We start from the raw sequence: 25,796 nt of genomic DNA, 5'->3' as shown, positions 1-25,796 counted from the left end.
CATAAATTGATGTTGATCTGAATCAACTTAACAACACCTTTGTGAGTTATTTGCTTTGTGAAGCTGACGAATCATTAGCGCCGCACAGATAACGAAAGCTTCGGTGTTAGACTTTTTTACAATATAAAAATTGGCGCATACAGAGTATATTAGCGCCCATATGTTTTATGAAAATAGGTTGGATTGATGCACAGAATACTTGTAATTGACGATGATCAAATTACCTTGGAATTAATACAGCTGATTTTAGAAGAGTTTGTTGAAGGTGAGGTTATTACCATAAACAGTGCCGTTGATGCTGTGCGTTATATAGATAAAAATGACATGAATAAAATTGATTTAGTTATCTGTGATTGGCAAATGCCGGAACACGATGGTATTGCGTTGTTGAAAACGGTTCGTTCGAAACGTCAGGACTTGCCATTTTTAATGGTGACAGGAACAGCAACCAGAGATCTTGTTATGTCTGCTAAAAAAGCCGGCGCCTCAGAATTTATTGCTAAACCATTTAAAAATCATGACTTAACCGATAGAGTAGCGAAATTGCTAAAATAAATAGATTCTTACACTATCCGCTTTACTAATTAACATTGTTAAAGGAACAATCATGCAGTTTGATGATGTCATCGACAGGTCCGCTACTCACGCATTCAAATGGGAAAAATACAAAGGGACAGATATCTTACCTATGTGGGTTGCAGATACTGAATTTGCGAGCCCTAAGGCGATACAAACAGCTCTTGCACAACGTGTGGAGCACGGCTTGTTTGGGTATACTTTGCCAGCACAGTATACGCCGGCAAATGACGCTGTTGTGCGTTGGTTAAAAGAGCAACACGATTGGCAAATTGATCCTCAGTGGATTGTCTGGACACCTGGTGTTGTGCCTGCTTTCAACGTAGCGTGCAAAGCTTATTGTGAGGCGGGGGATTCGGTGATGATTCAAACACCTAATTACCCACCTTTAAGAGCTGCTCCGGGAATTAGTGGACTAAACAGAATTGAAATCGATAGCGTTGAGATTGACGGTCGATGGACTCTGGATTTTGCGCAATTAGAAGAACAGGCGAGTGATCCTAAGTGCAAGTTGTTTATCATATGTAACCCTATGAATCCTGTTGGCTCGGTATTGAGTGAAGCTGAACTCACTAAAATTGCGCAAATTTGCAATAAATATGACGTCAAGTTGTGTTCAGATGAAATTCATTGTGATTTAGTCCTAGATGAATCGAAAAAGCATTTGCCTGCTGGGAACTTCGCTGGATTAGAGCACAACTCAATTACGCTGATGGCCGCGAGTAAAACCTTTAACGTTGCAGGTTTAGGCACATCGTTTGCGATTATTCCTGATAGTAAATTACGCGCTGAATTTGTAGTGGGTATGCAAGGGTTTATCCCTTGGGCAAATGTTATGGGACTGGTAGCAACCGAAGCTGCATTTACTTTATGCGACCAATGGCATTCTGAATTACTCGATTATTTGCGCGCAAATTTAGCCTATGTCGAGCAACAGGTAGAGCAAATTGAAGGGCTTAGATTGTTAAAAGTGGAAGCGACCTTTCTGGCTTGGATAGATGCCAGTGGGTTAGGCTTAGACAACCCACAATCTTATTTTGAAAGTAAAGGAGTAGGACCCTCACCAGGCGTTGATTTTGGCAATAAACAATTTGTTAGAATTAACTTCGGTTGTCCAAAAAGCATGCTTGAAGAAGCATTTAATCGACTAAAATCTTAATTTCTCCAGCTGGGGCGTAAAAATATCAGATAAATACACTGACTATTTTATACAGCCCCAAAGCTGAAACGAATGCGACTATTAAACCTCCAAACAGGTTGGCTAAGATTCCGTTTTTATGCTGACCCATTAGTTTTTCGTTGTTTAAAGTCCAGATTAAGAAAATGGCAATAACCGGTAACAGCAAACCGTTAGCCGCTTGCGCAAATAAAATCGCCGCTAAGGGTTTTATGCCAATGCTGGCAAAGAGCACACCAACAATCATCACTGTTATCCAAATACACTTAAATCGCTTATCGGCAAGTTCAGTTTTCCAACCCAGCGCGCCGCTAACAGCGTAAGCTGCGGCTAAAGGGGCGGTAATCGCACTAGTGAGTCCAGCTGCAAATAAGCCAATTGCAAAGAAAACATTGGCATAGCTACCCAATAAGGGGGCCAGTTGTTGACCTATGTTAGCGGCGTCTACTTGAGTTTGTGTGGCAAAAAAGGTACTTGCTGCACAGGATAAAATTGACAGTGTAATTAACCCACCTAAACCAATGGATAAGGTGCTATCAATCCGATTATTTGTTAATGCAGAGTCTAGATTATCTTTATCAGGGGCGTTTTTGGACACAATACTGGCGTGTAAAAATAGGTTATAAGGAACAACTGTTGTCCCTATCAAAGCCATTATCATTAAACTGCTACCATCAGGAAAATCAAATGCCAAAGCACCCCGAACAATGTCTTGCAAACTTGGTCCAGCAATAAACATAGTGGCAATAAATACGGTAGACATGGTTAAGACTAAAGTGATCAGCGACTTTTCTACCCACTTGTATTGGCCGGTTAGCAGTAGGCCACTTGAAATTGCAGCCAGTAACCATACCCAGTGAGTTAATTCTCCGCCAGATAAACCAGATAGACCTATAGCAGCACCTGTTAAGTTGCCACCTTGATAGGCCGCATTGCCTATACCTATCGCACTTACGACTAACAGGCAGGCTAGCATTTTTTTAATACCAGTGAATTGTTGACTAATAGCTTCAGCTAAGCCACTACCTGTAACCAACCCTAAGCGCGACGCCATTTCCTGTAATACAAAAGTGGCGATAACTGAGAACAGTAACGCCCAAACCAAGGCAAAACCAAAATTTCCTCCTGCTAGCGTGGCAGTGGTCACAGTTCCAGGACCAATAAATGCAGCGGTTACCAACAGCGCAGGGCCGAATTTTTTCATAATGATACCAATTTTATCTTAAACCCTGTTCACACTGACTTTCTGGGTAATTGAGGTGGACGAAATGAGTGATAAGTCAGCTTAACGCAGAGTAAGATTGTTGTCACTTGCTTGGCTCTACATTGGCATGCAAAGTGTCGCAGATGGTGCTGATTTTTAAATGAATTGTTTTAAGACAGGTGGTATGGGAGTTCGATTACTTGAGTGGGAGAAATGACGTTACAGCAAGTGATTGGTGCAACGTCATTTATATTAGAATATGAATTATCTTAGAAGTTTAATCTTGCTCCGACTACCACTGAGCGACCCGGTAAAGGGGCGACATCTTTGATAAAGGACGCATGAACCCGAGCTTCTTTATCGAGTAGGTTATTGCCTCTAACAAATAATACCAATTCATTGTCGGCTACCTCGGTGTAATAATTATACGCCGCATTTACTAAGGTATAACCTGCAGTTTCAGTTTCATAATCAGCGATATCGGTTTGCTTAGCGTTGTAGGTTGCACCTACTTCGGCGTGCCAATAATCACTTTCAAAGTGCAATCCAAAACCAATTCTTGCTGGTGGAATACGAGGCAAGTTTTCACCACTGGTGAGTTCTGCTTTTGTTATATCGGCAAAAGTTTCCAAGCGAATTTGCTCAGTTATGTGCCAGTCTATTTCCGCTTCGAAGCCATAAATTTCAGCATCTTGCTGACGGAATAAATATATTGCCAGACCTTCATCTTCATGATCATGGTCAGCATCAAGCTCTTCGTCACCTTCTTCTTCACTATGAATATGACCATCTTCAGATACTAATCCGGTATTTTGTTGGAACAGGTAGTTGTCGATTTGATTGTAAAAAATACTAAAGGTCGCCTCTACGCTGTCGCCGGAAGTGTGATAAGTCAGATCTAGGTTGTTTGATATTTCCTTTTCTGCGTCTTGTTGGTTCTGGACTATATGGTATTCACCAGCTTCGACACTGGGTTCAATATCAAATCCAGCACCAAGTTCGTATGTGCTAGTTGCGATATGCAGACCGTTTGAATACATCTCAGCGGCAGAAGGTGCTCTTTCAGAACGAGCATAATTAAATGACAATGTAGCGTCGTCTTGAACGCTCCACACCACACCTGCCGATAAACTTAATGCAGAATAACTTGCATCATCAAAGAAAATCTCATCAGTGTGCTCATCTTCCGTTGATTCGAAAAAGCTGTTATCTACAGAAATATCACTTTTTTCATAACGGAAACCCAATTGCCATAAAAATTTATCGACATGTTTCTCTTCAAGCACAAAGAGCGCAAGTGAGTCACTTTCTGAAGCAGGGGTAAAAGCTTCATCACCCAATGCTGAAAAATCACTGTTGGTGTAATTGAGGCCGATTACCCCTTCCCAACCATTGATACTGCGATGTTTTCCCCACAAACGGGACTCGATGGATTCATTATTAAACGTTGTACCTATAGCGCCATCTTCAATTTCACTATGACTGTAATCGGTGTAAGCACTGCGGAATTTAAATTCACTGAAAAAGCCATCTAGATCATGCAGATCGACTAACATTTGGTAACGATCTTGGTCTAATCTAGCAAAGACTTCCTCTTCTTCATGCTCTTCTTCTTCTTCCTCATGCTCTTCTTCATGAGAATGACCAGGTATACCATAATCACTTTCTAATTGGCCGAACGAGAATGCTACATTGAGATTATCTGAAGCCCAACCTAAACCTGCGGTAAAACCGTTTGAATCGATAAACGAATTATCTAACTTACCACTGTCTTCGGTGCCATCAATATCTGCGGAACCTGGAATGGAATAGTTTTCAGTTTCTCTATCAAATGCATCAAAATGCCACATTACTGTGTCATTGCCGCCATCCACATTCAGATTAAGTAAATCTTCACTCGAAACAGAGTCATGTAAGTAACTAACTTTACCTTCAATCTCATCTCGTCTTTGCACAGGTAAACGATTGTCTACGATATTTACCACACCACCAATTGCGCCGCTTCCGTACAACAGCGTTGCAGGTCCTCGTAACACTTCTATTTGAGTGGCGTTAGCTGACTCTGTGGATACTACGTGATCTGGTCCTACTCTAGATGCATCTGACGCATCTAGACCGTTTTGTAGAACTTTAACTCTTGGGCCATCAAGGCCTCTAATAATGGGGCTACTTGAAACCGGTCCAAAATAGGTGCTATGAACACCGGGAACGTTTTTTAATGTTTCACCTAGAGTTGGGGCAATTCTCGATTCTAAATCCTCACCTGCGATAATTGAAACTGGCGTAGCAGACTCGAGCACAGTAGGATTAAGGGGATTTGACGTAATGACCAATTTTTCTATTTGTTGTTCATCTTTTTGAATTGGTTTGGTTTGCGCGTTAACTTGGTTAGAAACACTTAGTGCTAGTATAATGGTACTGGCGAGTAAAGAGTATTGTTGCGATAGCACGACGAGCTCCTTTATTTAGAATGTTAATGCAATGTTATACTGTATCAATTGATATATTATAACGTTCTAAGTGGTTTTTTTGTCAATGTTTTTTTCAGTAAATTTCAATGTTAAATGAATCTAAAATCTGAAATGCCAATAGGAATGAGTTTTGCCATTCGTAAAACCTGACGCTTTACAACAGCTTGAAAAAATATGCAGGCAGTATCCAACACTATTACATTCACCACATTATGTGACGGGAATTGTCTTTGCTGTTAGCTCTGCACCCGAGATACCTATGCCTGATGTTTGGCTTAGCTGGGCATTTCAGCAGAAGCGCGGTGGCGTTTCAGAGTCGGAAGTGGATCATATCGCTGAAGTTTTGATGGCTTTATTGCAACATGAATTAGCGCAGATGCGCACAAATAATATTGACTATCCAGGCAAAGGCCAGCCTCTGCCTGATAACTTAACCGCAGATATTCCTGTTAGCCAATGGCTGCAAGGTTTATTGACTGGGCATAGTCAGTTGGAATCGGTTTGGCAGGGATGTTGGCAACAAGTGCAAGTAAAACAACCAGAAAAGCTGAGTGTATTCCAGCGTGACTTAAAACATTGTTTATTGATGTTTAGTTCGTTTGCCAATATTCCTATTGCACTTGAACAAGCTAAAAGAGTGAATAACCTGAAGTTACTTGAAAACCTTCCCAAGATTTACGCATCTTTGCCAGCCGCTTTGAAAACTTATGTGGATTTATCAGGCCGGCTTGCGGAGTTTTTACCCGACCAATTTGAGACCTTTGAGCAGCCTACGAAGCCTTCCTCAGATTAACTATCTAACGGACGTTTGGCTTTTCTGACGGCCTTTGGATGCATTAACTTTTCTAAATCATGCATACAATTGGCAATTCTTGCATGAGTTTTTTTGTCATTTGTGATGGCGTTATACAACCAATGATAAGCGTCTTCATAATCATAAGGGCTGCCAAATCCATCGATGAATAAATCGGCAAGTTGAATTTGAGCTTTGAGGTTTCCTAGGGCGGCGGCCTCTCGTAAATAGATAACTGCACGCTGCTTGTCTTGTTGAACTAGTTTACCTGCAGAATAGTATCGACCTAACTGCTCCAAAGCGGCAGGTAGTCCCTGATCGGCAGCTTCTTGCATATAACTAATGCCTCTAGTTGGTTCTGCATCAACACACACTCCCCAGGCTAACATATCGCCCCACAAAAATTGAAAAGAAGGAATCTTTAGGGTTTCTGCGCGTGCTTCAATGTCTTGCACAAGTTGGCATCTGTCGAGCACCACACGGTCGAGGTGTTCATTGCGATTTATCAATCCAATCAATTCATCTTGAGTGTATAACTCAACCGCTTTTATCGGTTCTGCACCGTGCAAATTAAACGACAACAAAGCCAATGATGTAATAAATGAAGTAAACTTAAACAGGCGCATATCAAATTTTCCGCAGAGTCAAAAAATTAACCAACTATAATGATTGTATCGACATTTACGCAAAATACTAAATACAAAAGCACATTTAGGCACGGGGCACCCAAAGAGCTGCCCTTAGAATACAACAAGATGACAGCGACAACAGTCGATACAACCGTTGCCTACCGTATTTATCCAAATTCTATCGGGAAGTTAGGGCGGACTGAATAATTTGCGCGTGTTCTGCTAAATCATGTCCTAAATCAGTTAGATAGCCGCCATCTGGTTGACTAACCACGCCTTTGTCAAATAACCTTTTTGCTGCATCTACCATTGACTGTTCAGCATCGTGATGGATTTTTAGTCCTTGCATTAAACTTTTGTTGGGGAATTTTAAGATTAGATTAAGTTCTTCGGTGAGCTCGTTGTTAAAAGGCATAATTTACTCTTCTTATAATGTTGAATGTTATTTTCGTTTTACATATTTTCCGTCAAACAGGGTTGTCCAAGTTTTGCCATTGTTCTGGCTGGACTCCCAATGTTGACGTACGCTTTTGTCGGCTGATGGCGTCCAAGTAATTCTGTGCACAATATTTTCTCCTTTAGGTGTTTTTCCCGGACCTTCAAGTACCATAGATTGCCCGTCAAATTTGCCATTCAAAGACAGAAGTAAACCGCTATTATCTACCCAAGTTTGATGCCATTGTTGGTTGCTAACATCAAATATATTGATGCTTTGACCTTGGTAGCCTGAAGGCGTTTGGTATTCTTCTGTTAAAATACATCCGTTTAGTTGTGAGGTGATTTTATTTATTCCAACAATTTTGTGTTGTGGAGAATATACGTCCCAAGTTCCTAGCCAGAAATCAAATTGCCTATGGGTAGGGCTATCACACGCTGCTGAGGCGTGAAAACTCATTATCGAGATAATTAATAACACACTGCATCTAATGTTCGATTGCATAGCTTTTGTACAATGGAAGATCACCTGTATTTAGATTATCCCTGAATTGATAAAATTACAAAAATTTAACAATTTATTTTTACAACTAAATTCTCACATCTCTCGTATAAAGCTTCCCACGGGTTTATACTTATTAGTTCTGAATAGATAGCGGTTCAACATGAAATACAAAGACTTACGAGATTTTATAGCGCAGTTAGAAAGCAGAGGTGAACTTAAGCGAGTTTCCCTTGAGGTAGATCCTGACTTAGAAATGACCGAAATCGCCGATCGTACGTTACGTGCCGGTGGACCCGCTATATTATTTGAGAATCCAAAAGGCTATTCGATTCCTGTTTTAGCGAACCTTTTTGGTACTCCTGAACGTGTAGCCTTAGGTATGGGCCAAGAAAGTGTTGGCGCCCTACGGGAAGTTGGAGAACTATTAGCCTACTTAAAAGAACCCGAACCACCCAAAGGTTTAAAAGATCTGTGGGAGAAACTGCCGGTGTTCAAGCAAGTGTTGAATATGCCAGCCAAAGAAGTGCGTAAAGCCGTTTGTCAGCAAGTGGTGATTACCGGCGAAGATGTAGATTTGTCGACACTTCCCATTCAAAGGTGTTGGCCAGGTGATGTGGCTCCTTTGATTACTTGGGGGTTAACTGTTACCCGAGGTCCAAACAAAAAACGACAGAATTTAGGCATTTACCGACAACAAGTGATAGCCAAAAATAAAGTGATAATGCGCTGGTTATCCCACCGTGGTGGCGCCCTGGACTTTAGAGAGTTTTGTCAGCAAAATCCCGGTGAAAACTATCCGGTATCAGTGGCTCTTGGGGCTGATCCAGCAACCATACTTGGCGCCGTAACACCGGTTCCAGACAGTCTGTCAGAATACGCATTCGCAGGCTTATTGCGGGGAGATAAAACCGAAGTAGTTAAATCTATCAGTAATGACCTTCAGGTACCGGCCAATGCTGAAATTGTATTAGAAGGATACATTGCGCCCGGTGAAACTGCACCAGAAGGACCTTATGGTGACCATACTGGGTATTATAATGAAGTGGATGAGTTTCCGGTCTTTACAATAACCCATATAACTCATCGAAAAGATCCCATATACCATTCAACTTATACTGGCAGACCACCTGATGAGCCAGCAATATTGGGCGTTGCGCTAAACGAAGTGTTTGTACCCATTCTACAAAAGCAATTTCCTGAAATTGTTGATTTTTATCTTCCTCCAGAAGGCTGTAGTTATCGGTTAGCAATAGTGACCATGAAAAAACAATATCCTGGTCATGCCAAACGGGTAATGATGGGAGTTTGGTCATTCTTACGTCAGTTCATGTACACCAAGTTTGTGATAGTTTGCGATGACGATGTGAACGCCAGAGATTGGAAAGATGTTATCTGGGCAATCACAACGCGAATGGATCCATCCAGAGATACAACGTTAATCGAGAATACGCCAATCGATTATCTTGATTTTGCGTCCCCCGTTTCAGGATTAGGTTCGAAAATGGGAATGGATGCTACCAATAAAATGCCGGGTGAAACCGATAGAGAATGGGGCGAGCCGATTGAGATGGATGCCTCAGTTAAGTCCTATGTAGACGAAATCTGGGACAGCTTAGAGCTGTTACCTAAATCTGATTAATAAAGAGAAGCTAGCGTTTTTATGTCACCAATAAGTTGTAAAGTAGAATCAATTGAGCCGTTAACCGACATTGTTAGTCGAGTAAAGTTGGCTGCATCAAGTCCAGTGTCGTTTAAAGCCGGACAATACGTGAAAGTTATTATGGGTGAAAACGATTCCCGACCTTTCTCTATAGCCAACGCGCCGGATGGTAGTAACCAAATCGAGTTACACATAGGGGCAGGTGTTGGCAATGATTATGCCGGTCAAGTGTTAGAAAAAATGAAGACCAAGGGTGAAATCGATATCGCTGGTGGACATGGTGAAGCATATTTACGAGACGAGAATATTAAACCCACTATTTTATTAGCTGGCGGAACGGGGTTTTCATATACATATTCTATTCTCCAACAACGATTAAAAATCGCCGATACGCAACCTGTATTTTTATACTGGGGAACTCAGACGTTAGCTGATATGTATGAATACGAAGCGCTGATTGAACTGGAGAAAAAGCATTCGAATTTTCGATTTATTCCGGTAGTAGATGCACCTGATGAAGATTGGCAAGGTAAATCCGGTTGGGTTCACCAAGCCATATTGGCTGATTTTGTCAGTTTAGAACCCTATCAAGTGTATGTTGCAGGTCGATTTGAAATGGCCGGTGTGGCTCGAGACGATTTCCAAAAACAAGGCTTATTGTTGGAAAACCTGTTTGGAGATGCTTATCAGTTTATTTAAAGTGTATGCCTAAACACATATTGCAGGGCTATTTGGCTGCTTTTGAATAAAATTTGCCCAAAATTTCAAAAAAACATAGTTTAGTAACAATCAATGACTATAATGCCGAATATGAATATAAAAAATAAACAAAATTTAGAAAAAAACGATCCTCATTTCCTGCGCGAAAAAGATAAATATGAAAACCCTGTAGCAAGTAGAGAATACTTGCTACAGGTGATGGTAGAGCAAAAAACTCCCCTTACATTTTTAGAAATTTGCCAATTAGTTAAAGCCTCAGACGAAGATAGCCGTGTGGGTGTTCAACGACGCCTAAGAGCTATGGAACGGGAAGGTCAAATTGTCTTCAATCGCCAGAAAAAGTATGGCGTGGCTGATAAGATGGAACTGATTAAAGGTCGTGTTATTGGTCATCGAGATGGTTTCGGCTTCCTAAAACGCGATGATGGCGAAAAAGATTTATTTATCCATCAAGCTCAAATGCAAGCTCTGCTTCATGATGATGTGGTGTTAGTAAAAGAAAGCGGAACAGATAACCGTGGACGCAGAGAAGCTAGAATCGCCAGAATTATCGAGCCACGCACCGAACCAATTGTTGGACGTTACTTTGTAGAGCACGGTGTAAGCATGGTTATCCCTGATGATAGCCGTATTGGTCATGAAATTATGATCCCTTCTGAGCATGTTAATGGTGCTCGCCAGGGAAATGTTGTTGTGGTGGAAGTCATACAGCGTCCCCGCAAACGCGTAAATCCTATTGGCAAGATATTAGAAGTGCTTGGCGAGCATATGGCCCCAGGCATGGAAATCGAAATGGCATTGCGCACTTTTGATATACCTCATGAATGGCCAAAGGCTGTCAGTAGACAAGTTGCTAGTTTACAAGAACAAGTTCCTGAAGAAGCAAAGCAAAATCGAATTGATTTGCGTCAATTGCCACTGGTTACTATTGATGGTGAAGACGCGCGTGATTTTGATGATGCGGTATTTTGTGAGCCTCTTGACGAAGGAGGTTGGCAGCTTTGGGTTGCTATTGCTGATGTCAGTTATTATTTGAAAACCGGCACCGCATTGGATGATGAAGCACAACAGCGCGGTAATTCAGTTTACTTTCCTGAACAAGTAGTTCCTATGTTGCCAGAAGTATTGAGCAACGGGTTATGTTCCCTTAATCCTGAAGTTGATCGTTTGTGCATGGTCTGTGAAATGACGATTAGTGCGCACGGAAAGCTGCAAGATTACCAGTTTTATGAAGCCGTTATGAATTCTAAGGCTCGTCTTACATACACCAAAGTGGGTGCAATATTAGACGGCGATCCAGAATTACATAAACGTTACATTGAGCACGTTCCCCATTTGCGTAATTTGCATGATATGTACCGTGTGCTGAAAAGAGCACGTAATAAGCGGGGCGCGATTGAGTTTGAAACTCAAGAAAGTAAATTTGTGTTCAATGCACAACGGAAAATAGATCACATTGTTCCAGTGGTGCGCAATGATGCCCACAAGCTGATTGAAGAATGTATGATTTTGGCAAATGTGTCGGCGGCTCAATTTTTAGAAAAAAATAAAGCGCCAGCATTGTATCGAATCCACGATGAACCGAATGAAGACAGATTGACTTCTTTTACGTCTTATTTGAAAGAAGTCGGCATTGAACATCGCATAGGTAAAGAAGCTAAACCGCAAGATTTCACCGATTTAGTGGGAAAAATACAAGGTCGTCCAGATCAAGAGTTGATACAAACTATGCTGTTGCGTTCAATGAAGCAAGCGGTATATGACAATGACAATATTGGTCACTTTGGATTGGCTTTAGAAGCTTACGCTCACTTTACATCGCCAATTCGGCGCTATCCTGACTTAGTGGTGCACCGCGCAATTAAAGCGGTTCTTGATAAGCAGGCCAGCCGTAAAAGTAAAACCGGTGGCAAGTCATACAGCGAAGAAGAGGTAGAGGCGCTAGGCGAACAGTGTTCAATGACTGAGCGCCGAGCAGATGATGCGACAAGAGACGTGGCTGATTGGTTAAAATGTGAATTCATGTTGGACCACGTAGGCGATGTATTTGAAGGCGTTATTGCGTCTGTTACCGGTTTCGGCTTTTTTGTGCGCTTGAGTGAGTTTCATATCGATGGATTGGTACACATCTCATCATTGGAAAATGACTACTATCATTTTGATGAAGTGAAACAATGTCTGGTTGGTGAAGCTATGGGTAAACGTTACCGTTTAGGTGATCCCCTCAAAGTTAAAGTGGCAGCGGTTAATCTGGATGAACGAAAAATTGACTTTATCTTAGATGAACCTAAGGGCCGCGGAGCTCGCAAAGCTGCCGGAAGCAAGCCTAGAAAGGCGACCGATAAAACGCAATCAAAAGGCGAACCCAAGGAGTCGGCCAAACAAGGTGCGGCGAAAAAAGGGGCTGGTAAACCAAGCAGAAGAGCCACAGATAAATCATCGACTAAGGCTGCAAAGTCTAAACGTCGTTCAGCAAAAAGGAATAAATAGGCATGGCTCAGCAAGAGTGGTTATATGGTATTCACGCTTTAGAAGCAGTTGTTCAGCGCGAACCCGAAAGACTCATAGAGTTGTTTGTGCTCAAAGGTCGTGAAGATGATCGATTGTTCAACATAATCAATCAAGCTCGACGTTTTGGGATTGCTGTGCAATTTTGCCAACGCAAAACCTTAGACGATAAAGTGGATGGTGAACAACACCAAGGAGTCGTTGCTCGAGCTAAACCTGGTAAGCAATACAGTGAAAATGACTTAATGGCGATAGTTGAAAGCAATGATAAGCCGTTTTTGCTTATCCTTGACGGAGTAACCGATCCTCACAATTTAGGTGCTTGTTTACGTACTGCAGAGGCAGCTGGCGTTCATGCCCTAGTGGTGCCCAAAGATAAGTCAGCGGCATTAACACCTACAGTACGCAAAGTTGCCAGCGGAGCTGCTGACGTAATTCCATTAGTGCAAGTCACCAACTTAGCAAGAACCTTAAGGGAACTGCAAAAAGCTGGAGTATGGATTGTTGGCACTGCAGGCGAAGCAAAACAGAGCCTTTATGAGTGCTCGTTTAATGGCCCTATTGCTCTAGTCATGGGGGCTGAAGGCAAGGGCATGAGACGATTAACCCGAGAACATTGCGATGAGCTTATCAAACTGCCAATGGCTGGCACCGTCACTAGTTTGAATGTTTCAGTTGCAACTGGGGTTTGCTTGTTTGAAATAGTTCGCCAAAGACAAGTTTAGTCATTCTACAATATGGTTTATTCACTTACCTCAAGCTTTCAATGTCAGTGAATAAACCATCAGCCCAACCTCTGTTTACCTGCGCTAATACTAAGTTAAAATTCATTAATAACTCGCTGCATTTTTCAGTAAAAATATGTTGAATAGTTTTCTATCATCAAAAATGATTATTGATTCATCGAAAATAAGGTTCATTCAGCCGCAAGCAGTGTTCTAATAGTGTTATCTTTTTGTTAATTTAAAGACTTAGACGGTTTATTCATTCAATCAATGAGTAAATTTAACCTAGTCGGAACGAATCAGGTATCCAAATGACCACTAAAACGCCTCTAGAATTATTTTACGAAAAAGTAAAATCACACCCCAATAAAATATATTTAACTCAACCTCAAAATGGCAAAGTAACTGAATATAGTTGGCAGCAAGTGGATCAAAAAGTACGTCAAGTGGCGCAAGGTTTGACCAATTTAGGGTTACCAAAAGGCAGCCATATTGGACTTATTTCAAAAAATTGCGCCGAATGGTTCATCACTGATTTAGCCATAATGATGGCCGGACACATTTCAATACCGATTTTCCCAACCGCCGGCCCTGACACAATATCCTACGTGTTAGATCATGCTAAATGCCCAGTCGTTTTTGTGGGTAAGTTGGAACATGCGGCGGAGCAAATTGCTGCAATTCCTGATGGTATTAAGAGTATTGCTTTTCCATATGCTGGGAACATGTGTGACGTCGATTGGGAAACTTTCACCGCAGGCGGTGAGTTCGAGGGATATCCTGTACCCGATATGAAAGATGTTATGACCATTATTTATACATCAGGAAGTACTGGTGCGCCTAAAGGTGTTGTACAAACCTATGAATCTGTTAGCTGGACTGCGAAATCGTCGTTATCTGCATTAAGTGTCAATGAACAAGACAGAATTCTAAGTTATCTACCCCTTGCTCATATTACTGAGAGAATATTAGTCGAGATGGCGAGTTTATATTCTGGGCTACACATATTTTTCATCGAATCGTTGGACACGTTTAAAACAGATATTCAGCGCTGCCAACCTACATTGTTTATATCTGTTCCAAGACTCTGGACTCGTTTTCAAATGGGGGTTTTGGCGCAAATGCCCCAGAAGAAACTTGAGCGTTTATTACGGATACCTATTATTGGAGGTATTGTCGCTAAGAAAATTCGTAAAGGCTTGGGGTTAGATAACGCCCGTCTGTGCGCCAGCGGGTCTGCACCAATTCCTCCCGCCACAATCCACTGGTTTCACCGCATCGGCATAGAAATCTGTGAAGGCTGGGGCATGACAGAAAACTGTGCTTATGGAACTAGCAGCGTGCCTTTCCGTGAAGACAAAATTGGTTGTATTGGTAAAGCCTATGAAGGTGTCGATATTCGTATTGCTGAGGATGGGGAAATTCAAGTTAAAGGCCCCTGTAATATGAAGGAGTACTATTTAGAGGCTGAAAAAACTGCCGAAGTCTTTACTGAAGATGGTTATTTGCGAACCGGTGATAAAGGCGAATTAGATAATGAAGGGTATATTCGTATCACTGGACGCTTAAAAGATATTTTTAAAACCGCCAAGGGTAAATACGTAACGCCGGTGCCGATTGAATCGTTAATCATGGAAAATGAAATAGTCGAACAGGTTTGTGTAACGGGCAGTGACCTCAAGCAGCCTATCGCATTGTTGATTATTTCCGAAATAGCGAGAAAACAAAGCGCCGAACAAGTGATTAGGTCTCTCGAAGAAACCGTACATAAAGTGAACGCCAACTTAGAAAGTCATCAAGTTTTAGATAGATTAGTAGTTGTTGAAGATGATTGGACGATTGAAAACGACTTATTAACGCCAACTTTGAAAATAAAACGGCATGTTTTAGAGAAAAAATACAAAGATGTGATTAATGCACCTTACAAAGAAAAGGTGGTTTGGTTATCATAGGCGGATATTTCCATCTCACTTAATCTGATTTGGATATAAACTACTAGCGAAATGGTGGGCGGTAATTAACAGTTTTCATTTTCAGTAGGGGCGGTTGAATTAGGTAGTTGTCATTTTTTATTGGCATACTTAAAGTCACTGCCCATTGTTTTCTATTGGAGTTTACGAGTTTTTTGAAAAGATTATCTAAAGATTTGAACTTTTATTTAGTGTATGAATCGTAACTTCGTTATAGAATCCCCTGCAATTAGGTTTTGCGCTTGTTTTTAAGGAAAGTGTTTTAATGCGAAGTAAAGTTAGTTTTGCCCTGATGGGTGTGTTATTGGCCACAGGGTTAACAGCCTGCAGTAGCTCAGATGACAATGATACTGAATTCAGTTCTTCTGGTTATATTCAATTTTACAATGGTTCCACAAATAGTGCTTTAACCACTATGCGCGGCACTGAAGAAACGCAAGTTCTAGCATCTGCGTCTTACGGTGATGTCACTAGTATGATCCAGACCGATACGGGATTTACTGAAATTGAGTTTTATCGGACAGATTCAGATGACCAAGAAGTGATTCTTGAGACTCGCGATATTGATTTACCAAATGGTCAGAAAACGTTGGTAATGCTAACCGGTGATTTCACCGACCCAACGTTCAATGAATATCGCTTTGAGCGCGAAGAGCTTGATGACCATTTTAGATTATTTGCTATTTCGGTTGTTTCTGACCAAAGCAGCTACGATTTGTATATGAGTGATTCAGGTTCTCCGTTTAGTGAAGCTAACTTGTTATCTACCATAAATTACGAAAGCTTGGATGAGATGGTTTACTGGGCTCCTGATGACGATGACGAAAACTTCGACGAAGGTAGCTATACTATTTACCTAACTGAACCTGGTTCAACTGACGTCATTTTTGAGTCTAATACAGTTTCATTCCAATTTGCTACTGAGTATGTTCTAGTCATTCGCAGCAGCAGTGGTGCGATTCAAGATGATATCGAAATTGATTTAGTGCTTAACTCTTCAACAGTGTCGAACCTTGATGATGTTAATGCGAGCGCTCAATACCGTCTTTACAACAGTCTAGACAATGGCGCCGTTGAATTTACCTTAGAAGGAAATGAAGTAACTGATCCTTTGCAAGTAAATGCAAATGAAAAAACTGACTTTAATGATATCGAATTCGGTGATTATCGTTTATCTGCTGAGCTAACAACTGACGGTACTATTAACTTTAACAATCGCTTAGTAACGTTAAACCAAGGTGAAAGTAAGGCTATCATCATCTATCAAGATGCTAACGATAAGCTAACTTCACTATCTTTCGATGAGAGTGATCAACCTCAGGTTTACGATAAAGAAGTGGTAGCTGCTAACTTAGTTTCTGATTTCATCGACGTTGACTTATATTTTGTACGTAAAGACGAAACCATTGAATCTGCTGAGTACCTAATATCAAGTATCGACTTTGGTGAATCTAAATCGGTTACATTGCCAAGTGATTTCTATGAATTGGTAGCGGTATTCGATGACAATGAAGATACCCAAATCTTATTGGATAGAACTGAACTACTAGGTTTAAATGAAGAAGCAAATTATATAATTACTATTGAAGAGTCGTTAGATTCTCCAACAGGATATAAGATTTCACTTCTATATTAATCAATTGATTCAGTAAAAATCGGCTCCTTAGAGCCGATTTTTTTATCCAACAAGTTATTTTCCCACAGCTGTTAAACCTTCCTTTGTAAATCTATATTTACTGATTACCACTTATTCTACAATTATTTTGAAATTGCGCTATCACACAGCTTTATTTTCTGTTATAGTTTCGCGCCCTTTTTATAGGGGTATGTATGAATTTTCAGCAAGCGAAAAAGCATTAAACTTTTAGTTTGTTAGAATTTTTGTAGCTTAAACGACCCGTGAGGGTCTTAATTTAAACAGCGGAGCACTAACATGATCCAAATGCAAACTAACCTGGATGTTGCCGACAACTCCGGCGCTCGCAGGGTTCAGTGTATTAAGGTTCTTGGTGGCTCGCATCGCCGTTATGCACATATCGGTGACATCATCAAAGTTACTGTCAAGGAAGCAATTCCTCGTGGCAAAGTAAAAAAAGGTGACGTTCTGAATGCAGTGGTGGTGCGTACTAGGAAAGGCGTTCGTCGAGCTGATGGTTCTACTATCCGTTTTGATAATAACGCAGCTGTTTTGCTTAACGCAAACAAGCAACCTATTGGTACGCGTATCTTTGGCCCGGTCACTCGTGAGCTTCGTGGAGATTCATTCATGAAGATCATTTCATTGGCCCCAGAGGTACTATAAGGAGTCACGATAATGGCTAGAAAAATTCGTCGTGATGATGAAGTAGTCGTATTAGCAGGCAAAGACAAAGGAAAACAAGGCAAAGTCCTTAAAGTACTAGCGTCTGATGACAAGCTAATAATAGAAGGTGTGAATTTGGTGAAGAAACACCAGAAGCCTAATCCTCAAATGAATGTCCCTGGCGGCATCATTGAAAAGGAAGCAGCAATTCACGTATCAAATGTAGCGGTTGTTAACCCAGCGACGGGTAAAGCAGATCGCGTTGGTTTCCGTTTCGAAGATGAGAAGAAAGTTCGTTTCTTCAAATCTAACGGCGAACTAGTTTAATTAATTGGAGAGTACGATGGCGAAACTGCATGATTTCTATAAAGAAACAGTAGTGGGCGAACTTGCGAAGCAGTTCAACTACAAAAGCGTCATGCAAGTCCCTCGGATCGAAAAAATCACCTTAAACATGGGTTTAGGTGAAGCGATAGCGGACAAGAAAGTTTTGGAAAACGCGCAGGCTGATATGGCTGCGATTGCTGGACAAAAACCAATTGTTACTGTTGCTCGTAAGTCTGTAGCGGGTTTTAAAATCCGTGAAGGTTATCCGATTGGCTGTAAAGTAACCTTACGTGGTGAGCGTATGTGGGAATTCTTGGAACGTTTGATTTCAATCGCAATTCCTCGTATCCGTGACTTCCGTGGCTTGAATGCAAAATCATTCGACGGCCGTGGTAACTATAGCATGGGTGTACGTGAGCAAATTATCTTCCCTGAGATCGACTTTGATAAAGTTGATAAGATTCGCGGTATGGATATTACTATCACTACTAGCGCAAACTCAGACGATGAAGCAAAAGCGCTTTTAACCGCTTTTAACTTCCCGTTTAGAAAATAAGGTGTAGGGTTATGGCAAAAGAATCAATGAAAGCGCGCGAAGTAAAACGCGCCAAGCTAGCAGCAAAGTACGGTACTAAACGTGCTGAGCTAAAAGCGATTATCAGCGATGTTAACGTTACTGATGAAGAACGTTGGGATGCTGTTCTTAAGCTACAACAACTTCCACGTGACTCTAGTCTATCACGCAAGCAAAACCGCTGCCGTGTAACTGGACGTCCACATGGGTTCCTACGCAAATTTGGTCTTAGCCGTATAAAGTTGCGTGAAGCAGCAATGCGCGGTGAAGTCCCTGGCCTTAAAAAAGCCAGCTGGTAAGGAGTAGCCAATATGAGCATGCAAGATCCTATCGCGGATATGTTTACCCGCATTCGTAACGGCCAATTGGCAAGCAAAGTAACAGTTGCTATGCCTTCTTCTAAACTTCGCGTTTCAATCGCTAAAGTTTTAAAAGATGAAGGTTATATCTCTGACTTCGCTGTGTCTGGTGACGTTAAGCCTGTAATTGAAGTAGCACTTAAATACTTCGAAGGCAAAAAAGTAATTGAGAGCATTGAACGAGTCAGTCGTCCTGGTCTGCGCATCTATAAGAAAAAAGATGAGCTTCCTAAAGTGATGGGTGGTTTGGGAATAGCTATCGTGTCTACCTCAAAAGGTGTGATGACTGACCGTGCAGCGCGTAAAGCTGGCATGGGCGGTGAGATCATCGGTTATGTAGCGTAACGGGAGATAGAATATGTCACGTATAGCAAAAGCTCCTGTCGATATCAAATCTGGTGTAGAAGTAACTATCGCTGGTCAAGATGTCACAGTTAAAGGAAAAAACGGTACTCTAAATCGTTCATTCAACGACGCAGTTGAAGTCGTACAAGAAGAGAATCAATTGAAAGCACTTCCTCGTGAAGGTTTCGCTAACAATTGGGCTCAAGCTGGTACAGCTCGCTCTTTATTGAATGCAATGGTACATGGTGTATCTGAAGGGTTCGAAAAGAAATTACAACTAACAGGTGTTGGTTACCGTGCTCAAGCACAAGGTAGCAAACTTAACCTAACGTTGGGCTTCTCTCACCCAGTAGTTTATGAAATGCCTGCTGGTATTTCGATTGAAACTCCTACCCAAACTGAAATCGTCGTCAAAGGCGCTGATAAGCAAGTGGTAGGTCAGGTTGCAGCTAACATCCGCGCTTATCGTCCACCAGAGCCTTATAAAGGTAAGGGTGTTCGTTATGCTGATGAAGTTGTGCGTCGTAAAGAAGCTAAGAAAAAGTAGGTAGGTGATACGATGGATAAGAAATCAGCTCGCTTGCGTCGCGCTACCCGCGCCCGCAAAAAAATTAGTGAACTGGCCGCGCATCGCTTGGTTATTAACCGCACACCTCGCCACATATACGCGCAGTTAATCGCGCCTAGTGGTTCAGAAGTGTTAGCGGCGGCTTCTACTGTTGAAACAGAACTTCGTAATTCCCTTAAATCTACGGGTAATTCTGAAGCTGCTGCAGCAGTAGGCAAAGCGATTGCAGAACGCGCTATTGAAAAAGGCATCAAAGAAATTGCTTTTGACCGTAGTGGTTTCAAATATCACGGTCGAGTTAAAGCATTAGCTGACGCTGCACGTGAAGCAGGCCTTCAGTTCTAGGAGTTAATTATGGCTAAAGTAGAAGTTCAACAACAGGGTGACCTGTTAGAAAAGCTGATCGCTGTAAACCGTGTATCAAAAGTAGTTAAAGGTGGTCGTATCTTTAGCTTTACTGCTTTGACAGTAGTTGGTGACGGAAATGGTCGTGTTGGTTTTGGTTACGGTAAGGCACGTGAAGTACCTGCTGCAATCCAAAAAGCTATGGAAAAGGCACGTCGCAATCTTGTGAACGTAGACCTTAACGGCAACACGCTACAGCATCCAATTAAAGGACGTCACTCAGGCTCCAAGGTTTACATGCAACCAGCATCAGAAGGTACTGGTATTATTGCCGGTGGTGCAATGCGTGCAGTTCTTGAAGTTGCAGGTGTACAAAACGTACTTTCAAAATGCTACGGCTCAACAAACCCAATCAACGTTGTTCGTGCAACAATCAATGCTTTAGTAGAGATGAACTCTCCTGAAGGGATTGCTGCAAAACGTGGATTGCCTGTTGACGAAATTTTGGGGTAATTGAACATGGCTAAGATGATTAAAGTAAAGCAAACTAAAAGCTCTATTGGTCGTCTACCTAAGCACAGAGCTACATTGACTGGTTTAGGTTTGCGTCGCATCGGGCATGTTCGTGAGTTGGAAGACACCCCAGCCGTTCGTGGCATGATCAACCGTGTATATTACATGGTCGAATTAGTGGAGGAGTAAGAGATGAAATTAAATACTATTGCTCCTGCACCTGGAGCTAAAAATTCTGGTAAGCGCGTAGGTCGCGGTATCGGTTCAGGTCTTGGAAAAACTGGTGGCCGCGGTCACAAAGGTCAAAAGAGTCGCTCTGGCGGTTCTGTTAAGCCTGGTTTTGAAGGCGGACAAATGCCAATCCAGCGCCGTCTACCTAAGTTCGGTTTCACTTCTCGTGTATCCTTTGTTTCTGACCAAGTTACATTGAGTGAAATTGCTAAAGTAGAAGGTGATGAGGTTTCACTAGTAACTTTGAAAGCAGCAGGTCTTATCAAAAAAGAAATGCTAAACGTCAAAGTTATGAAAAGTGGCGAAATCTCTCGTGCAGTTACTGTAAAAGGTTTAAAGGTATCTAAAGGCGCACTTGAAGCAATTCAAGCAGCTGGCGGTAAAGTAGAGGAATAAGCTAGATGGCAAAACCAGGACAGGACTCAAGCGCTAAAGGCGGCTTGAGCGAGCTTAAATCAAGACTATTGTTCGTACTAGGTGCGATCATTGTATTTAGACTCGGTTCATATGTACCTATTCCTGGTATTGATGCCAATGTGTTAGCTCAGTTATTTGAGCAGCAAAAGGGCACTATCGTGGAAATGTTTAATATGTTTTCAGGTGGTGCACTTGAGCGCGCATCGGTTCTTGCCCTAGGTATTATGCCATATATTTCGGCTTCAATTATCATGCAGTTGCTTACAGTTGTGCATCCGCCGATGATTGAGTTGAAAAAAGAAGGCGAAGCCGGACGTCGTAAAATAAGTCAGTACACACGTTACTTTACGTTGGTGTTGGCAACTTTCCAAGCAATTGGAATAGCGACTAATTTACCTAACTTGATTTCAGGTTTGGTGATTGCTCCTGGTTTCGGTTTTTACTTTACAGCGGTAGTGAGTTTGGTTACTGGTACCATGTTTTTGATGTGGTTAGGTGAGCAAATTACCGAAAGAGGTATCGGTAACGGTATCTCCATTTTGATCTTTTCTGGTATTGTTGCCGGTCTGCCTACAGCGATTGGTCAGACTGCGGAGCAAGCCAGACAAGGTGACCTGAATGTACTATTGTTATTGTTGATTGGTGTAATCATTGTTGCCATCACTTACTTTGTAGTGTTTGTTGAACGTGGTCAACGACGTATTGTTGTTAACTATGCGAAGAAACAGCAAGGCCGTAAGGTTTTTGCAGCACAAAGTACGCATTTACCTCTTAAGGTAAATATGGCCGGTGTTATTCCTCCTATCTTTGCATCTAGTATTATTTTGTTCCCTGGAACTATCGCAAGTTGGTTCGGTCAAAATGAGTCATTCTCCTGGTTACAGGATGTGGCTTTGATGTTGTCCCCTGGGCAGCCTTTGTACGTAATGTTATACGCTGCGGCGATTATCTTCTTCTGTTTCTTCTATACTGCGTTGGTATTTAACCCACGTGAGACAGCAGATAACTTGAAAAAGTCTGGTGCTTTTGTACCTGGTATTCGTCCTGGTGAGCAAACGTCTCGTTACATCGATAAAGTAATGACACGCCTTACTTTGGCAGGCGCACTTTACATAACCTTTATTTGTTTGGTGCCTGAATTCATGTTGATCGCTTGGAACGTTCAGTTCTATTTTGGCGGTACATCACTACTTATTATCGTGGTGGTAATCATGGATTTCATGGCGCAGGTGCAGACTCATTTGATGTCACATCAATATGAATCTGTTCTTAAGAAAGCGAATCTTAAAGGCTACGGTCGTTAAGATAAGCGTTTACGGAGTGGTGATATGAAAGTTCGTGCATCCGTTAAAAAGATTTGCCGTAGCTGCAAAGTCGTAAAACGCAATGGCGTGGTACGTATAATTTGTAGTTCTGACCCTAAGCATAAGCAAAGGCAAGGTTAATCGAAATGTGGTATTTGGGTGAAATCGGTCATACTACCGACTCACCCAAGCTTAATTTGCAATTTGGTCATCGGGTAAGTATCCTATCGGGCTTTTTAGGCTGATGACAATAATTTAAGAGGAGTGCTGTTAATGGCCCGTATCGCTGGCATTAACATCCCTGAACACAAGCACGCTGTGATTGCTATCCAATCAATCTATGGCGTAGGCGCGACACGTGCGAAAAGCATTTGTGAAGCTGCTGGTGTTACAGAGTCAACCAAGATTAAAGATCTTGATGAAACAACGATTGACAAGCTTCGTGACGAAGTCGCGAAATTCATGGTAGAAGGTGATCTTCGCCGTGAAGTGTCAATGAACATCAAACGTTTGATGGACCTAGGTTGCTTCCGTGGTATACGCCACCGTCGTAGCTTACCTCTACGTGGTCAACGCACTAAAACAAATGCGCGTACCCGTAAAGGTCCTCGTAAGCCAATTAAAAAGTAAGCGAGGTTAGTTATGGCTAAAGCACCTACAAAAAGCACGCGTAAGCGCGCAAAACGTCAAGTTGCAGACGGTATGGCTCATATCCATGCGTCTTTCAACAACACAATAGTGACAATTACTGACCGTCAAGGTAACGCCTTGTCTTGGGCAACGTCAGGTGGTTCAGGTTTCCGTGGTTCACGTAAATCTACCCCTTTTGCTGCACAGGTTGCTGCTGAGCGCGCAGGTATTGCTGCTCAGGATTACGGTTTGAAAAACTTAGAAGTATTCGTAAAAGGTCCAGGTCCAGGTCGTGAATCTGCAATCCGTGCTTTGAATGCAACTGGTTATAAAATCACTAATATTACCGATGTGACACCTATTCCTCACAACGGTTGTCGTCCACCGAAAAAACGTCGCGTTTAATCGACGGACAGTTGGAGAAAGATCATGGCTAGATATTTGGGTCCAAAACTCAAACTTAGTCGTCGCGAAGGAACAGATTTGTTCCTTAAAAGTGGCGTTCGAGCAATTGACTCGAAATGTAAGATAGATACTGCCCCAGGTCAGCATGGAGCCCGTCGTGGCCGTTTGTCTGATTACGGTGTGCAGCTACGTGAAAAGCAAAAAGTACGTCGTATGTATGGCGTATTGGAAAAGCAGTTCCGTAACTATTATAAAGAAGCAGCGCGTTTAAAAGGCAACACAGGTGAAAACTTGCTACAGCTTTTAGAACAGCGTCTTGACAATGTTGTTTACCGTATGGGTTTTGCTAGTACACGTGCTGAAGCTCGTCAGCTAGTAAGCCATAAAGCTATTATGGTTAACGGTAAGGTTGTTAATATACCTTCTTATAATGTTTCTGCTGAAGACGTTGTTTCCGTTCGTGAGAAATCTAAAAAGCAAGCGCGTATCGTTGCTGCTTTAGAGTTGGCGGACCAACGTGAGAAACCAACTTGGATTGAAGTAGACAGCAAGAAGATGGAAGGCGTTTTCAAACGTGTTCCTGAAAGAACTGATTTGTCTGCTGAAATTAACGAACAGTTGATCGTCGAACTTTACTCTAAGTAAAGCATAATCAAGAGAGGAAACAATGCCGGGTTCTGTAACTGAATTCCTAAAACCAAGGTTAGTGGAAATAGAAAACTTATCACCAACACGCGCTAAAGTGACACTTGAGCCATTAGAGCGTGGTTTTGGTCATACTCTTGGTAACGCGCTTCGTCGCATCCTTTTGTCATCGATGCCTGGTTGCGCCGTGACAGAAGTTGAAATCGATGGTGTATTACATGAGTACAGCACTAAAGAGGGTGTACAAGAAGATGTCATCGAGATTTTGCTTAACCTTAAAGGTTTGGCTGTTAAAATCGAAGGCAAAACTGAAGCTACTCTTACTTTAGTCAAGTCTGGTGCAGGCCCTGTTACTGCTGGTGATATTCAGCATGATGGAGATGTAGAGATCTTTAATCCTGACCATTTGATTTGTACGCTTACTGGCGATGCCGAGTTAAGCATGCGTATCAAAGTTGAAATGGGTCGTGGATATGTTCCTGCGTCAACTCGCCGTTCCTCTGAAGAAGATGATCGACCTATCGGTCGTTTGTTAGTTGATGCTTCTTATAGTCCAGTAGAGCGTATAGCTTATAACGTTGAATCTGCTCGTGTTGAACAACGCACAGATTTAGACAAATTAATTATTGATATGGAAACCAATGGAACTTTGGATCCGGAAGAAGCGATTCGTCGTTCAGCTACAATTTTAGCTGAGCAATTAGACGCATTTGTTGAACTTCGTGATATTTCAGAGCCTGTTGCTAAAGAAGAGAAGCCGGAATTTGATCCTATTCTTCTTCGTCCAGTTGATGATTTAGAGCTTACTGTACGTTCAGCTAACTGTTTGAAAGCTGAAGCTATCCAGTACATTGGTGACCTGGTGCAACGCACTGAAGTTGAGCTGTTAAAAACGCCTAACTTAGGTAAGAAATCTCTTACTGAGATTAAAGACGTGTTGGCATCTCGTGGTCTTTCTTTGGGTATGCGCCTAGAAAATTGGCCTCCAGAGAGTATCGCAGAAAAAGATTAATCAGGTCGCAAGATAAACTGATTTGTAAAGAAGGATAGAGCTATGCGCCATCGTAACAGTGGTCGTCAGTTAAATCGTAACAGCAGTCATCGTCAAGCAATGTTTAAAAACATGGCTGGCTCATTAGTTAAGCACGAAGTTATTAAAACTACGTTGCCAAAAGCTAAAGAACTGCGTCGCGTAATCGAACCTCTTATCACACTTGCTAAGCAAGATAGTGTAGCTAATCGTCGTTTGGCGATGGCACGTACTGGTGATAAAGAAGTTGTTGGTAAATTGTTTAATGAACTTGGTCCGCGCTATGAAGCTCGTCCAGGAGGATATCTTCGCATTTTAAAATGTGGTTTCCGTTCTGGTGATAACGCGCCAATGGCTTTCGTTGAACTAGTTGACCGTCCAGTTATTGAAGAAGTTGAAGAAGCTGAAGTAGTAACTGAGGAGTAATA

At 41.9% G+C, this 25,796-nt stretch carries 31 protein-coding genes; 26 read left to right on the top strand and 5 right to left on the bottom strand.

The genetic code is table 11. The features are described 5' to 3' along the window. Positions 1 to 186: 186 nt before the first annotated feature. Together VUI23_RS16505 and VUI23_RS16500 are read left to right on the top strand one after the other, a co-directional pair. Complete coding sequence (locus tag VUI23_RS16505; RefSeq protein ID WP_216049634.1) at positions 187 to 555, top strand: response regulator; 369 nt, start codon at positions 187 to 189, stop codon at positions 553 to 555. Between the two features lie 52 nt (positions 556 to 607). Then, positions 608 to 1,735 (top strand): PatB family C-S lyase, encoded by a 1,128-nt coding sequence (locus VUI23_RS16500; protein ID WP_342805030.1) that lies wholly within the window; start codon positions 608 to 610, stop codon positions 1,733 to 1,735. A gap of 25 nt (positions 1,736 to 1,760) precedes the next feature. Here the strand turns inward: VUI23_RS16500 and VUI23_RS16495 are convergent, their stop codons facing one another. Further along, positions 1,761 to 2,957 carry an Nramp family divalent metal transporter gene (locus tag VUI23_RS16495; protein ID WP_342805029.1) on the bottom strand — a complete coding sequence of 399 codons (1,197 nt, stop codon included), beginning with the start codon at positions 2,955 to 2,957 and terminating at the stop codon, positions 1,761 to 1,763. A 269-nt stretch (positions 2,958 to 3,226) separates the two neighbouring features. After that, complete coding sequence (locus tag VUI23_RS16490) at positions 3,227 to 5,407, bottom strand: TonB-dependent receptor (RefSeq protein WP_342805028.1); 2,181 nt, start codon at positions 5,405 to 5,407, stop codon at positions 3,227 to 3,229. Positions 5,408 to 5,558: 151 nt separating this feature from the next. On the opposite strand from VUI23_RS16490, the gene VUI23_RS16485 reads away from it, so the two are divergent. Then, complete coding sequence (locus VUI23_RS16485) at positions 5,559 to 6,221, top strand: UPF0149 family protein (protein ID WP_216049638.1); 663 nt, start codon at positions 5,559 to 5,561, stop codon at positions 6,219 to 6,221. On the opposite strand, the gene VUI23_RS16480 is transcribed toward VUI23_RS16485, so the two are convergent. The 3 genes from VUI23_RS16480 to VUI23_RS16470 all read right to left on the bottom strand — a co-directional run bounded on the left by VUI23_RS16480 (position 6,218) and on the right by VUI23_RS16470 (position 7,766). Further along, positions 6,218 to 6,847: a tetratricopeptide repeat protein gene (locus VUI23_RS16480; RefSeq protein ID WP_216049639.1), complete on the bottom strand. Its 630-nt coding sequence runs from the start codon at positions 6,845 to 6,847 to the stop codon at positions 6,218 to 6,220. The genes VUI23_RS16485 and VUI23_RS16480 overlap by 4 nt on opposite strands. 181 nt (positions 6,848 to 7,028) lie before the next feature. Then, on the bottom strand, positions 7,029 to 7,265 hold the full coding sequence (locus VUI23_RS16475; RefSeq protein ID WP_216049640.1) for a TIGR02647 family protein: 237 nt from the start codon (positions 7,263 to 7,265) through the stop codon (positions 7,029 to 7,031). A 27-nt stretch (positions 7,266 to 7,292) separates the two neighbouring features. Beyond that, positions 7,293 to 7,766, bottom strand: coding sequence for a hypothetical protein (locus tag VUI23_RS16470; protein WP_342805027.1), 474 nt, complete (start codon positions 7,764 to 7,766; stop codon positions 7,293 to 7,295). Between the two features lie 184 nt (positions 7,767 to 7,950). Between VUI23_RS16470 and ubiD the strand changes: the two genes are divergently transcribed. The 23 genes from ubiD (at position 7,951) to rplQ (ending at position 25,794) form a co-directional block, all read left to right on the top strand. Then, a complete protein-coding gene (gene ubiD, locus VUI23_RS16465) occupies positions 7,951 to 9,429 on the top strand; it encodes a 4-hydroxy-3-polyprenylbenzoate decarboxylase (protein WP_216049642.1) in 1,479 nt (492 codons plus the stop codon). 21 nt (positions 9,430 to 9,450) lie between these two features. Further along, entirely contained in the window at positions 9,451 to 10,149 is a 699-nt protein-coding gene (fre, locus tag VUI23_RS16460) for an NAD(P)H-flavin reductase (protein WP_342805026.1), read from the top strand. Positions 10,150 to 10,260: 111 nt separating this feature from the next. Beyond that, complete coding sequence (gene rnr / locus VUI23_RS16455; protein WP_342805025.1) at positions 10,261 to 12,660, top strand: ribonuclease R; 2,400 nt, start codon at positions 10,261 to 10,263, stop codon at positions 12,658 to 12,660. Between the two features lie 2 nt (positions 12,661 to 12,662). Beyond that, the gene (gene rlmB / locus VUI23_RS16450; RefSeq protein WP_216049645.1) at positions 12,663 to 13,403 is read left to right on the top strand and encodes a 23S rRNA (guanosine(2251)-2'-O)-methyltransferase RlmB; all 741 of its coding nucleotides are present in this window, start codon (positions 12,663 to 12,665) and stop codon (positions 13,401 to 13,403) included. Between the two features lie 311 nt (positions 13,404 to 13,714). Continuing rightward, a complete protein-coding gene (locus tag VUI23_RS16445) occupies positions 13,715 to 15,355 on the top strand; it encodes an AMP-binding protein (protein WP_342805024.1) in 1,641 nt (546 codons plus the stop codon). A gap of 283 nt (positions 15,356 to 15,638) precedes the next feature. Continuing rightward, positions 15,639 to 17,009, top strand: a complete 1,371-nt coding sequence (locus tag VUI23_RS16440) for a DUF4397 domain-containing protein (RefSeq protein ID WP_216049647.1) — start codon at positions 15,639 to 15,641, stop codon at positions 17,007 to 17,009. A 297-nt stretch (positions 17,010 to 17,306) separates the two neighbouring features. Then, a complete protein-coding gene (gene rplN / locus VUI23_RS16435; RefSeq protein WP_008846203.1) occupies positions 17,307 to 17,675 on the top strand; it encodes a 50S ribosomal protein L14 in 369 nt (122 codons plus the stop codon). Between the two features lie 12 nt (positions 17,676 to 17,687). Continuing rightward, positions 17,688 to 18,002, top strand: a complete 315-nt coding sequence (gene rplX, locus VUI23_RS16430) for a 50S ribosomal protein L24 (RefSeq protein WP_216049648.1) — start codon at positions 17,688 to 17,690, stop codon at positions 18,000 to 18,002. A 16-nt stretch (positions 18,003 to 18,018) separates the two neighbouring features. Then, positions 18,019 to 18,558, top strand: coding sequence for a 50S ribosomal protein L5 (gene rplE, locus VUI23_RS16425; protein WP_216049649.1), 540 nt, complete (start codon positions 18,019 to 18,021; stop codon positions 18,556 to 18,558). A gap of 11 nt (positions 18,559 to 18,569) precedes the next feature. After that, positions 18,570 to 18,875, top strand: coding sequence for a 30S ribosomal protein S14 (gene rpsN / locus VUI23_RS16420; RefSeq protein WP_216049650.1), 306 nt, complete (start codon positions 18,570 to 18,572; stop codon positions 18,873 to 18,875). Between the two features lie 12 nt (positions 18,876 to 18,887). Then, positions 18,888 to 19,280, top strand: a complete 393-nt coding sequence (gene rpsH / locus VUI23_RS16415; protein ID WP_216049651.1) for a 30S ribosomal protein S8 — start codon at positions 18,888 to 18,890, stop codon at positions 19,278 to 19,280. 13 nt (positions 19,281 to 19,293) lie between these two features. Further along, a complete protein-coding gene (gene rplF / locus VUI23_RS16410) occupies positions 19,294 to 19,827 on the top strand; it encodes a 50S ribosomal protein L6 (protein WP_216049652.1) in 534 nt (177 codons plus the stop codon). A 12-nt stretch (positions 19,828 to 19,839) separates the two neighbouring features. Next, positions 19,840 to 20,193 carry a 50S ribosomal protein L18 gene (gene rplR, locus VUI23_RS16405; RefSeq protein WP_216049653.1) on the top strand — a complete coding sequence of 118 codons (354 nt, stop codon included), beginning with the start codon at positions 19,840 to 19,842 and terminating at the stop codon, positions 20,191 to 20,193. A gap of 9 nt (positions 20,194 to 20,202) precedes the next feature. Then, positions 20,203 to 20,706 carry a 30S ribosomal protein S5 gene (rpsE, locus tag VUI23_RS16400; RefSeq protein ID WP_216049654.1) on the top strand — a complete coding sequence of 168 codons (504 nt, stop codon included), beginning with the start codon at positions 20,203 to 20,205 and terminating at the stop codon, positions 20,704 to 20,706. A gap of 6 nt (positions 20,707 to 20,712) precedes the next feature. After that, positions 20,713 to 20,895: a 50S ribosomal protein L30 gene (rpmD, locus tag VUI23_RS16395; RefSeq protein WP_216049655.1), complete on the top strand. Its 183-nt coding sequence runs from the start codon at positions 20,713 to 20,715 to the stop codon at positions 20,893 to 20,895. Between the two features lie 3 nt (positions 20,896 to 20,898). Then, complete coding sequence (gene rplO / locus VUI23_RS16390) at positions 20,899 to 21,333, top strand: 50S ribosomal protein L15 (protein WP_216049656.1); 435 nt, start codon at positions 20,899 to 20,901, stop codon at positions 21,331 to 21,333. 5 nt (positions 21,334 to 21,338) lie between these two features. After that, positions 21,339 to 22,658, top strand: a complete 1,320-nt coding sequence (gene secY / locus VUI23_RS16385; protein WP_216049657.1) for a preprotein translocase subunit SecY — start codon at positions 21,339 to 21,341, stop codon at positions 22,656 to 22,658. 24 nt (positions 22,659 to 22,682) lie between these two features. Next, the gene (gene rpmJ / locus VUI23_RS16380) at positions 22,683 to 22,799 is read left to right on the top strand and encodes a 50S ribosomal protein L36 (RefSeq protein WP_216049658.1); all 117 of its coding nucleotides are present in this window, start codon (positions 22,683 to 22,685) and stop codon (positions 22,797 to 22,799) included. Positions 22,800 to 22,931: 132 nt separating this feature from the next. After that, positions 22,932 to 23,288: a 30S ribosomal protein S13 gene (rpsM, locus tag VUI23_RS16375; RefSeq protein ID WP_008846192.1), complete on the top strand. Its 357-nt coding sequence runs from the start codon at positions 22,932 to 22,934 to the stop codon at positions 23,286 to 23,288. Between the two features lie 12 nt (positions 23,289 to 23,300). Next, complete coding sequence (gene rpsK, locus VUI23_RS16370; RefSeq protein ID WP_216049659.1) at positions 23,301 to 23,693, top strand: 30S ribosomal protein S11; 393 nt, start codon at positions 23,301 to 23,303, stop codon at positions 23,691 to 23,693. Positions 23,694 to 23,717: 24 nt separating this feature from the next. Then, complete coding sequence (rpsD, locus tag VUI23_RS16365) at positions 23,718 to 24,338, top strand: 30S ribosomal protein S4 (protein WP_216049660.1); 621 nt, start codon at positions 23,718 to 23,720, stop codon at positions 24,336 to 24,338. A gap of 22 nt (positions 24,339 to 24,360) precedes the next feature. After that, positions 24,361 to 25,350 carry a DNA-directed RNA polymerase subunit alpha gene (rpoA, locus tag VUI23_RS16360; RefSeq protein ID WP_008846189.1) on the top strand — a complete coding sequence of 330 codons (990 nt, stop codon included), beginning with the start codon at positions 24,361 to 24,363 and terminating at the stop codon, positions 25,348 to 25,350. Positions 25,351 to 25,392: 42 nt separating this feature from the next. Next, on the top strand, positions 25,393 to 25,794 hold the full coding sequence (gene rplQ / locus VUI23_RS16355; protein WP_216049661.1) for a 50S ribosomal protein L17: 402 nt from the start codon (positions 25,393 to 25,395) through the stop codon (positions 25,792 to 25,794). Positions 25,795 to 25,796 lie beyond the last annotated feature (2 nt).

Source organism: Alteromonas sp. M12 (assembly GCF_037478005.1).
GTDB classification, from domain to species: Bacteria; Pseudomonadota; Gammaproteobacteria; order Enterobacterales; family Alteromonadaceae; genus Aliiglaciecola; species Aliiglaciecola lipolytica_A.
Note: the sequence above shows the minus strand (reverse complement) of the source record. Positions and strands in the feature narration are given on the sequence as shown.

Coding starts and splice junctions, on each gene's coding strand:
- VUI23_RS16440 (WP_216049647.1), top strand. CDS start 15,639: ATGCGAAGTAAAGTTAGTTTTGCCCTGATGGGTGTGTTATTGGCCACA.
- VUI23_RS16495 (WP_342805029.1), bottom strand. CDS start 2,957: ATGAAAAAATTCGGCCCTGCGCTGTTGGTAACCGCTGCATTTATTGGT.
- VUI23_RS16480 (WP_216049639.1), bottom strand. CDS start 6,847: ATGCGCCTGTTTAAGTTTACTTCATTTATTACATCATTGGCTTTGTTG.
- rplF (WP_216049652.1), top strand. CDS start 19,294: ATGTCACGTATAGCAAAAGCTCCTGTCGATATCAAATCTGGTGTAGAA.
- rplQ (WP_216049661.1), top strand. CDS start 25,393: ATGCGCCATCGTAACAGTGGTCGTCAGTTAAATCGTAACAGCAGTCAT.
- rplX (WP_216049648.1), top strand. CDS start 17,688: ATGGCTAGAAAAATTCGTCGTGATGATGAAGTAGTCGTATTAGCAGGC.
- secY (WP_216049657.1), top strand. CDS start 21,339: ATGGCAAAACCAGGACAGGACTCAAGCGCTAAAGGCGGCTTGAGCGAG.
- rpsE (WP_216049654.1), top strand. CDS start 20,203: ATGGCTAAAGTAGAAGTTCAACAACAGGGTGACCTGTTAGAAAAGCTG.
- rpsN (WP_216049650.1), top strand. CDS start 18,570: ATGGCAAAAGAATCAATGAAAGCGCGCGAAGTAAAACGCGCCAAGCTA.
- VUI23_RS16500 (WP_342805030.1), top strand. CDS start 608: ATGCAGTTTGATGATGTCATCGACAGGTCCGCTACTCACGCATTCAAA.
- rplR (WP_216049653.1), top strand. CDS start 19,840: ATGGATAAGAAATCAGCTCGCTTGCGTCGCGCTACCCGCGCCCGCAAA.
- rpmJ (WP_216049658.1), top strand. CDS start 22,683: ATGAAAGTTCGTGCATCCGTTAAAAAGATTTGCCGTAGCTGCAAAGTC.
- rplE (WP_216049649.1), top strand. CDS start 18,019: ATGGCGAAACTGCATGATTTCTATAAAGAAACAGTAGTGGGCGAACTT.
- rpsK (WP_216049659.1), top strand. CDS start 23,301: ATGGCTAAAGCACCTACAAAAAGCACGCGTAAGCGCGCAAAACGTCAA.
- VUI23_RS16505 (WP_216049634.1), top strand. CDS start 187: ATGCACAGAATACTTGTAATTGACGATGATCAAATTACCTTGGAATTA.
- rlmB (WP_216049645.1), top strand. CDS start 12,663: ATGGCTCAGCAAGAGTGGTTATATGGTATTCACGCTTTAGAAGCAGTT.
- rplN (WP_008846203.1), top strand. CDS start 17,307: ATGATCCAAATGCAAACTAACCTGGATGTTGCCGACAACTCCGGCGCT.
- VUI23_RS16475 (WP_216049640.1), bottom strand. CDS start 7,265: ATGCCTTTTAACAACGAGCTCACCGAAGAACTTAATCTAATCTTAAAA.
- VUI23_RS16445 (WP_342805024.1), top strand. CDS start 13,715: ATGACCACTAAAACGCCTCTAGAATTATTTTACGAAAAAGTAAAATCA.
- rplO (WP_216049656.1), top strand. CDS start 20,899: ATGAAATTAAATACTATTGCTCCTGCACCTGGAGCTAAAAATTCTGGT.
- rpmD (WP_216049655.1), top strand. CDS start 20,713: ATGGCTAAGATGATTAAAGTAAAGCAAACTAAAAGCTCTATTGGTCGT.
- rpsM (WP_008846192.1), top strand. CDS start 22,932: ATGGCCCGTATCGCTGGCATTAACATCCCTGAACACAAGCACGCTGTG.
- rpoA (WP_008846189.1), top strand. CDS start 24,361: ATGCCGGGTTCTGTAACTGAATTCCTAAAACCAAGGTTAGTGGAAATA.
- rpsH (WP_216049651.1), top strand. CDS start 18,888: ATGAGCATGCAAGATCCTATCGCGGATATGTTTACCCGCATTCGTAAC.
- rpsD (WP_216049660.1), top strand. CDS start 23,718: ATGGCTAGATATTTGGGTCCAAAACTCAAACTTAGTCGTCGCGAAGGA.
- ubiD (WP_216049642.1), top strand. CDS start 7,951: ATGAAATACAAAGACTTACGAGATTTTATAGCGCAGTTAGAAAGCAGA.
- fre (WP_342805026.1), top strand. CDS start 9,451: ATGTCACCAATAAGTTGTAAAGTAGAATCAATTGAGCCGTTAACCGAC.
- rnr (WP_342805025.1), top strand. CDS start 10,261: ATGAATATAAAAAATAAACAAAATTTAGAAAAAAACGATCCTCATTTC.